Here is an 8,550-nt window from a genome sequence, read left to right on the forward strand (position 1 = left end):
AGTTGACCGATTTCAACCGGGCGGTCAGGGATGCCAAGCAGCCTCGGGCTGATTGACAAACCTGACGCCCTTTTTGTTTGGACCTGCGCGGGTGGCGAAATTGGTAGACGCACCAGGTTTAGGTCCTGACGGTGGCAACACTGTGCGGGTTCGAGTCCCGCCCCGCGCACCAACTGACTTTTGGCCAAGGTAAAGCCCTGGACAGAAGAGACATTCAATTAACCGAGAACGACGATGACTGTGACTGTTGAAACCCTTGAAAAGCTGGAACGCAAGATCACCCTGACTGTGCCCGTGACGGCCATCCAGAACGAAGTCGATGCGCGCCTGAAAAAAATGGCCCGTACGGTCAAGATGGACGGTTTCCGTCCAGGCAAAGTGCCCATGAATGTGGTGGCGCAGCGCTATGGTTACTCAGTCCAGTACGAAGTTTTGAATGACAAGGTGGGCGAAGCGTTTTCTTTGGCCGCCAACGAAGCCAAAGTGCGTGTGGCCGGTCAGCCGCGCATTTCTGAAAAAGAAGGCGCACCCGAAGGCGAGTTGAACTTCGAGGCTATTTTCGAGGTTTATCCTGAGGTCAAGTTGGGCAGCCTGGCCGACACCGAAGTGGAAAAACTCACCGCCGAAGTCAGCGATACCGCCATTGACAAAACCGTCGACATCCTGCGCAAGCAGCGCCGTACCTTTGCCCAACGTGCCCAAGACGCTGCAGCACAAGAGGGTGACCGTGCCACCATCGACTTCGAAGGCAAGATCGATGGCGAAGTTTTCTCAGGGGGCAAAGCCGCTGATTTCCAGTTCATTCTTGGCGACGGCCAAATGCTCAAGGAATTTGAAGCCGCGGTGCTCGGCATGAAATCTGGCGAAAGCAAGACTTTCCCAGTGGCATTTCCCGCTGATTACCACGGCCAAGATGTCGCTGGTAAAACGGCTGACTTTTTGGTCACTGTCAAAAAAATCGAAGCAGCCAACTTGCCTGATGTGAATGAGGCCTTGGCCAAGTCACTGGGCATTGCCGATGCGACCGTGGAAGGTCTTCGCGCCGATATCCGCAAAAACCTCGAGCGCGAGGTGAAGTCCCGCTTGTTGGCGCGCAACAAACAAGCTGCCATGGATGTTTTGGTGGCCAAGGCCGAGCTTGATTTGCCCCAGTCCATTGTTCAGTCCGAAATCGAACGCCTGAAAGAGGGCGCCCGTGCCGACCTGAAACAGCGCGGCATCAAGGACGCTGACAAGGCACCGATTCCAGACGATATCTTTCGCCCGCAAGCTGAGCAACGCGTTCGTCTGGGCCTGGTGGTGGCCGAAGTTGTTCGTGGCAACACCCTGCATGCCAAGCCTGAACAGATCAAGGCACACATCGAAGAGCTGGCCGCCAGCTACGAGCGTCCTGATGACGTGGTGCGCTGGTACAACAGTGACAACCAGCGTCTGGCCGAAGTCGAAGCGATGGTCATCGAGGGCAATGTGTCTGATTTCGTCCTGGCCCAGGCCAAAGTCGTCGAAAAAGCCATCACTTTTGAAGAACTGATGGGCCAACAAGCCTGATCGCTCTTTGATTCCCTTCAGAATGGGGCTTGTGCCGGGCTTGCAGTTCGGCGAACAAGCCCCATCTCATTGGGGGACTTGAAAATTTGGTTAAAGTCATCTTGAAATTCTTGGAGCAATGAATGAGCGTACTGGACATCACAAATTTGGGCATGGTGCCCATGGTCATCGAACAGTCGGGTCGAGGCGAACGCGCCTACGACATTTATTCGCGCTTGTTAAAAGAACGCGTGATTTTCATGGTGGGGCCGGTCAATGACCAGATGGCCAACCTGATCGTCGCCCAGTTGCTGTTTCTCGAGAGCGAAAACCCTGAGAAGGACATCTCGCTGTACATCAATTCCCCCGGTGGTTCTGTCAGCGCTGGCATGGCGATTTACGACACCATGAACTTCATCAAGCCTGATGTATCTACTTTGTGCAATGGCATGGCCGCCAGCATGGGCGCCTTTTTGTTGTCTGCCGGGGCCAAAGGCAAGCGTTTCTCGCTGCCCAATTCCAAGATCATGATTCACCAGCCCCTGGGCGGTGCACAGGGTCAAGCCACCGAAATCGAGATCGCTGCACGCGAGATCATCAAGACCCGAGCGCATCTGAACCGCATCTTGGCCGAGAATACCGGTCAGCCACTGGACAAGATCGAACTCGACACCGAGCGTGACTATTACCTGTCTGCCGCCGAGTCGAAAGATTATGGTTTGATTGATGAAGTGATCTCCAAACGGGCTTGAACTTGACCGGTTCATTCGTATCCCAGGCTGACGGCGTTTACCCTTGAAGGGTGAGCGCCGTTTTTCTTTCGTTATCATTGTTGAATTCCGGATACCAAGGCGACTTTTATGGCCGATAAAAAAGGCTCAACTTCTGAGAAAAACCTGTTTTGCTCTTTTTGCGGAAAGAGCCAGCACGAGGTTAAAAAACTGATTGCAGGCCCATCGGTTTTCATCTGCGATGAATGCATTGATTTGTGCAATGACATCGTGCGCGATGAACTGGCCACCACCAACCTGACCGAGGGCGCCAAAGAAGGCCTGCCGACCCCGTTGGACATCAAGACCAACCTTGACAACTATGTGATTGGCCAGGAGAAGGCAAAGCGCAGCCTGGCGGTGGCGGTGTACAACCATTACAAGCGCCTCAAGCACAAAGAGGGTGCCAAGAAAGATGACGTTGAGCTGGCCAAAAGCAACATCTTGCTGATTGGCCCCACGGGCTCCGGCAAGACCTTGCTGGCTCAGACCATGGCACGCATGCTTGACGTGCCCTTTGTGATGGCCGATGCCACCACCCTGACCGAGGCCGGTTATGTGGGTGAAGACGTTGAAAACATCGTCGCTAAGCTGCTGCAAACCTGCAATTACGATGTTGAGCGAGCGCAACGCGGCATTGTCTACATCGACGAGATTGACAAGATCACTCGCAAGTCGGACAACCCTTCAATCACCCGTGATGTGTCGGGTGAAGGCGTTCAGCAGGCTTTGCTCAAATTGGTTGAAGGCACGATGGCCAGCGTGCCCCCTCAGGGTGGCCGCAAGCATCCCAACCAAGACTTTTTGCAGATCGATACGACCAACATACTTTTCATCTGCGGTGGCGCCTTTGCCGGGCTCGAAAAAGTCATTGAAAACCGCACTGAATCCGGCGGTATCGGCTTTGGTGCCACGGTGAAAAGTAAAAAACAACGCTCCTTGACCGAGGTTTTTACTGAAGTCGAGCCTGAAGATTTGATCAAGTTTGGGCTCATTCCCGAACTTGTTGGCCGCTTGCCCGTTGTGGCGACCTTGGCCGAATTGACCGAAGACGCCTTGGTGCAAATCCTGACCGAGCCCAAAAATGCGGTGGTGAAGCAGTTCACCAAACTTTTGGCCATGGAAGGCGTCGAACTCGAGGTCCGACCCAATGCACTGAGCGCTATCGCACGCAAGGCACTCGCCCGTAAAACGGGTGCCCGTGGTTTGCGCTCTATCATGGAGCAAGCCTTGATCGACACAATGTTCGAATTACCCAATGCGGTCAATGTTGAGAAAGTGGTGGTGGACGAGTCCGTCATCGACGACAACAAACCACCGCTGCTGGTTTACCGCGAGTCGGCCAAACAGGCTTGACCCACATGGCGGATGCCTTGGTGGATGCCTTTCCTGACGGATGGGTTGAAATTGAAGCAATCGCAGCCATGTGAAGCTGAATTCAATTGAGGGATACACCATGTCTGGACACACACCTTTGCCGCCCACCCCGATCGAACTGCCCATGTTGCCTTTGCGCGACGTGGTGGTGTTCCCTCACATGGTGATTCCCTTGTTTGTGGGTCGCCCCAAAAGCATCAAAGCGCTGGAGTCGGCCATGGCTGCCGAGCGCCGCATCATGTTGGTGGCCCAAAAGACCGCTGCCAAAGACGAGCCTGCCATTGACGACATGTTCGATGTGGGTTGCGTATCCACCATCTTGCAAATGCTCAAACTGCCGGATGGCACGGTCAAGGTGCTGGTCGAGGGTCAGCAGCGCGCCTTGGTGAAGTCCATTGTGGATGGCGAGGTTCACTTTGTGGCCACAGTCACCCCGGTGGATCCCGTGGCCGAACAAGCCGAACCCAGCAGCGAAATCGAAGCCCTGCGCCGTGCCGTCATGCAACAGTTTGACCAATACGTCAAACTCAACAAGAAAATCCCCCCCGAAATCCTGACATCGATCTCCAGCATCGATGACGCGGGCCGTCTGGCCGACACCATTGCCGCGCACCTTCCCCTCAAACTCGAGAACAAGCAGCAGGTGCTGGACTTGGCCAGCATCAAGTTGCGCTTGGAAAACCTGTTTTCCCAACTTGAACACGAAGTCGATATTCTGAATGTGGACAAGCGCATTCGTGGGCGCGTCAAGCGTCAGATGGAGAAGAATCAGCGCGATTTTTACCTCAATGAGCAAGTCAAGGCCATCCAGAAAGAACTGGGCGAGGGCGAGGACGGTGCCGATATTGAGGAAATAGAAAAGAAAATCAAAGCGGCCAAAATGTCCGTCGAAGCCCGCAAAAAGGCAGACGGGGAGCTGAAAAAGCTGAAACTGATGTCCCCGATGTCGGCCGAAGCTTCGGTGGTGCGCAATTATCTGGACGTGCTTGTCGGGCTGCCTTGGGGCAAAAAAACCAAGCTCAAGCACGACCTGACCAATGCCGAAGAGGTGTTGAATCAAGACCACTACGGCTTGGACAAAGTCAAAGACCGAATTCTTGAATACCTTGCAGTTCAACAACGCGTGGACAAGGTTAAGGCGCCTATCTTGTGCCTGGTGGGCCCACCCGGTGTGGGCAAGACCTCGTTGGGTCAATCGATTGCCAAGGCCACGGGGCGCAAATACGTGCGCATGGCCCTGGGTGGCATGCGCGACGAGGCCGAAATCCGAGGCCACCGCCGCACTTACATTGGCGCATTGCCCGGCAAAGTGCTGCAAAACCTGAACAAGGTCGGCACCAAGAACCCCCTGTTTCTGCTCGATGAGATCGACAAACTGGGCACAGACTTCCGAGGTGATCCTTCCAGTGCGCTGCTTGAGGTGCTTGACCCTGAGCAAAACCACACCTTTGTCGACCACTACGTCGAGGTCGACTTTGACCTGAGCGATGTGATGTTTGTGGCGACCTCGAACTCGATGAATATCCCATCGGCCCTCTTGGACCGGATGGAAGTGATTCGTCTGTCGGGTTACACCGAAGATGAAAAGACCAACATCGCCATGAAGTACTTGTTGCCCAAACAGTTGGCCAACAACGGCGTCAAGGAATCCGAGTTGAAAGTGACCGAAGAGGCTGTTCGCGATGTGGTGCGTTACTACACGCGTGAAGCTGGCGTCCGTTCACTCGAACGCGAACTCGGTAAGATTTGTCGCAAAGTCGTCAAGGCACTGCTGCTCAAGCAAATGAAGCCCCAGGTCCAGGTGACGGAGGACAACCTGAACGAGTTTTTGGGTGTTCGGAAATACACCTATGGCCGCGCTGAGCAAAAGAACCAGGTCGGTCAGGTGGTGGGCTTGGCATGGACCGAGGTGGGCGGTGATTTGCTGACCATCGAAGCCGCCCTGATGCCCGGTAAAGGTGTCATCACCCGCACGGGTTCATTGGGCGATGTGATGAAAGAATCCGTTGAAGCCGCACGCACTGTGGTGCGCAGCCGTTCCCGCCTTCTGGGGATCAAGGACGAGGTTTTTGAGAAGAAAGACCTGCACATCCATGTGCCCGATGGCGCGACGCCCAAAGACGGTCCCAGTGCGGGCGCCGCCATGACCACATCGATGGTCTCGGCCATGACGGGCATTCCTGTGCGTGCAGATGTCGCCATGACCGGCGAAATCACCTTGCGCGGTGAAGTGACGGCCATTGGTGGCTTGAAGGAAAAACTGCTGGCAGCTTTGCGCGGTGGCATCAAGACGGTGTTGATCCCTGAGGACAACGTGAAAGACCTGCAAGACATTCCCGAGAATGTTAAAAACGGTCTCGAGATCGTGCCCGTTAAATGGATTGACCAAGTGCTCGACATCGCATTGGAAGCCAAGCCCGTGCCATTGAGTGATGAAGAGGTTGCTGCTGCGGCATTGCCCGCCGTACCTGCCACGGTGAAAGCCGAGGCGGTTAAACATTGAAGCAAAATTTTTGCGTCGAAGCCAAAGTCGCCCTGAATTTGCTTTAGAATTCAGGCTCTTCAGCAAACCGGTTGTGATGACCGGGTTGCCTGAAATGCGGGAATAGCTCAGTTGGTAGAGCGCAACCTTGCCAAGGTTGAGGTCGCGAGTTCGAATCTCGTTTCCCGCTCCAAACACGGAAAGAAGTGCCAACATCTTTCATAAAAAAGGGAAGCTCTTGCTTCCCTTTTTTGCTTTCTGCCCATGCTGCACCTGACGTCTAGCGCGCAACTTGCAAACTTCGCAAGGCCGTTTCACGCCGTGAATGGAAATGGCTTGGGATCGCTTCGAAACCATTGTGTTTTGATTTCGGTTCTTCATGAAAAATACCCACGGCCAATGTACAATGCTGACTTGTTTTTGCGGGAATAGCTCAGTTGGTAGAGCGCAACCTTGCCAAGGTTGAGGTCGCGAGTTCGAATCTCGTTTCCCGCTCCAAATACGCAAAGGTGTCACAACACCTTTCAGCAAAAAGGAAAGTAGTTACTTTCCCATTTTTTTCACCATCAACCTGATTTTGGCGCGATAGCAAAGCGGTTATGCAACGGATTGCAAATCCGTCTAGCCCAGTTCGACTCTGGGTCGCGCCTCCAAAACAATGCCTGTACTTGTCCGCAAGTATGGGCATTTTTTTCGCTAGCACACTTTGCACACTCGCCACACACTTTTGACGCTCTCGAACACTTGCGGCAGGGCTATGCAATGCGCCCCAATTTGTTCAACCGTGCTGGCAGGGTAACGGCGTGAAGCAGACACAGGTGACATACCCAGTACCTGAGTCCACCACATGCCACCAACTACACCTAGCGTCGTTTAAAACGACAATCAACGCACTACCAAGCGTGGAGTCACCAATCCATACGCTGCGGGATGGTGAAGTGGTGATTTATAAGCGCGAACGCAGCAGGGTGTGGCAGTGCAAGTACAAATTATTTACGGGCACTTGGGTGCGTGTCAGCACTCGCAAGACCAATCTAGACTATGCGGCTCAGGTGGCGTGTGACTTGTATGACGAAGCAAGGTACAGGGAGCGAATGGGTTTGGCACCCATCCAAAAGACCTTTGCTGAAATTGCACGCATTACCGTTGAAGAACTGCAACGTGATTTGGCAGCTGGCACGGGCAAGAAAATCTATGTGGACTATTGCCAAATCATCAACAAGTACTTTGTGCCCTTTTTCGGCGAACGCCATTTGCAAAACATCAAACACGACAATATCGCGGAGTTTGAACGCTGGCGCAACGAAAAGATGCAGCGCAAGCCTAAAAGCAGTACGTTGATGAACTTCGCCAGTGCGTTCAATCGCGTGTGTACCACTGCCATTCAGCGCGGCTGGGTAAGCGAGCGAGTACCCCTGCCCAAGTTGTCACGCAAGGGCGAGAAGGGTGAAGTACGACCTGCTTTTGATGCAGGCGAGATTGCCACGCTGCGTGCGTTTATGCCCACGTGGGAAACACTGGGTAGCTACGACTTTGACAAGTTACAGCGTCCCTTGCTTTGTGACTACGTGGAGTTCCTGCTGCTTACAGGCATGCGGCACGGCACTGAGGCTATGAATGTGGAATGGCGGCATTGTGAGTGGTATGAGTACGACCGAGTGAGGTACTTGCGTGTGCGGGTCAGCGGCAAGACTGGCGAACGATATTTGATTGCCAAGCACGAAGCTGTAGCTGTGTTGCGTCGATTGCACGGCAGACAGAAGGATGTTTGCGGCTCGGACTTTGATAGGGTGCTGGGTCATAGCGGCAAGTACATCTTCCGCAATGCTATTGGCATGCGTCCCCGCACCTTCAACGGCATGTTTGAAAAGCTGATGCGTGAAAGTGGTTTGGCACTCAATGGGGCAGGGCAGAAGCGCACCTTGTACAGCCTTCGCCACACCTATGCCACTACAGAGCTGTTGACTGGCACTGACATACACACGCTCAGCAAGCAGATGGGCAATAGTGCAGCAATGATTGAGCGGCACTACTCAAAGTTGACGGCAACGATGGCGGCGGACAGGTTGGCTTGAGAAATAAAGGGGTTGATTATTGTTTTTAGGTGTGATGGAATGTTAGGCAGAGAACAGTACATACAGCACAACAGATGAAAACAGCATACAAACACGTACTTACCGCAACATTTCTTTCGCTGCTCGTGGCTTGTGGCGGCGGTGGCGGTGGTGATACGACAGGTAGTGGCGGCACAACTGGTGGCGGCACAACAATTAGCAGTGATCCTGCTGCCAACGTAGTCACGACATTTGCTAGCGGTTTTAGTCGCCCTAAAGGTGTTGCTGTTGATTCAAACGGCAACGTCTATGTATCTGACTCTGTGAACCACACAATTAA

At 53.7% G+C, this 8,550-nt stretch carries 6 protein-coding genes and 4 tRNA genes; all 10 read left to right on the forward strand.

The features are described from left to right. Positions 1-85 precede the first annotated feature (85 nt). A tRNA-Leu gene (locus ACIQ3A_RS04075) sits at positions 86-172 on the forward strand. Positions 173-234: 62 nt separating this feature from the next. Next, on the forward strand, positions 235-1,548 hold the full coding sequence (tig, locus tag ACIQ3A_RS04080; RefSeq protein ID WP_396430483.1) for a trigger factor: 1,314 nt from the start codon (positions 235-237) through the stop codon (positions 1,546-1,548). A gap of 122 nt (positions 1,549-1,670) precedes the next feature. Continuing rightward, positions 1,671-2,279, forward strand: coding sequence for an ATP-dependent Clp endopeptidase proteolytic subunit ClpP (gene clpP, locus ACIQ3A_RS04085; RefSeq protein ID WP_396430484.1), 609 nt, complete (start codon positions 1,671-1,673; stop codon positions 2,277-2,279). Positions 2,280-2,387: 108 nt separating this feature from the next. Beyond that, positions 2,388-3,653 carry an ATP-dependent Clp protease ATP-binding subunit ClpX gene (gene clpX, locus ACIQ3A_RS04090; RefSeq protein ID WP_396430485.1) on the forward strand — a complete coding sequence of 422 codons (1,266 nt, stop codon included), beginning with the start codon at positions 2,388-2,390 and terminating at the stop codon, positions 3,651-3,653. 100 nt (positions 3,654-3,753) lie between these two features. Further along, complete coding sequence (gene lon, locus ACIQ3A_RS04095) at positions 3,754-6,177, forward strand: endopeptidase La (RefSeq protein WP_396430486.1); 2,424 nt, start codon at positions 3,754-3,756, stop codon at positions 6,175-6,177. 96 nt (positions 6,178-6,273) lie between these two features. Beyond that, positions 6,274-6,349 (forward strand) — tRNA-Gly (locus ACIQ3A_RS04100). A 229-nt stretch (positions 6,350-6,578) separates the two neighbouring features. Beyond that, positions 6,579-6,654 (forward strand) — tRNA-Gly (locus ACIQ3A_RS04105). An 81-nt stretch (positions 6,655-6,735) separates the two neighbouring features. Then, positions 6,736-6,809 (forward strand) — tRNA-Cys (locus tag ACIQ3A_RS04110). Between the two features lie 249 nt (positions 6,810-7,058). Then, positions 7,059-8,231, forward strand: a complete 1,173-nt coding sequence (locus tag ACIQ3A_RS04115) for a tyrosine-type recombinase/integrase (RefSeq protein ID WP_396430487.1) — start codon at positions 7,059-7,061, stop codon at positions 8,229-8,231. A gap of 74 nt (positions 8,232-8,305) precedes the next feature. Continuing rightward, the coding region (locus ACIQ3A_RS04120; RefSeq protein WP_396430488.1) for an SBBP repeat-containing protein at positions 8,306-8,550 on the forward strand (245 nt) is incomplete at its 3' end.

This window comes from Limnohabitans sp., assembly GCF_044361985.1.
Lineage (GTDB): Bacteria > Pseudomonadota > Gammaproteobacteria > Burkholderiales > Burkholderiaceae_C > Limnohabitans_A.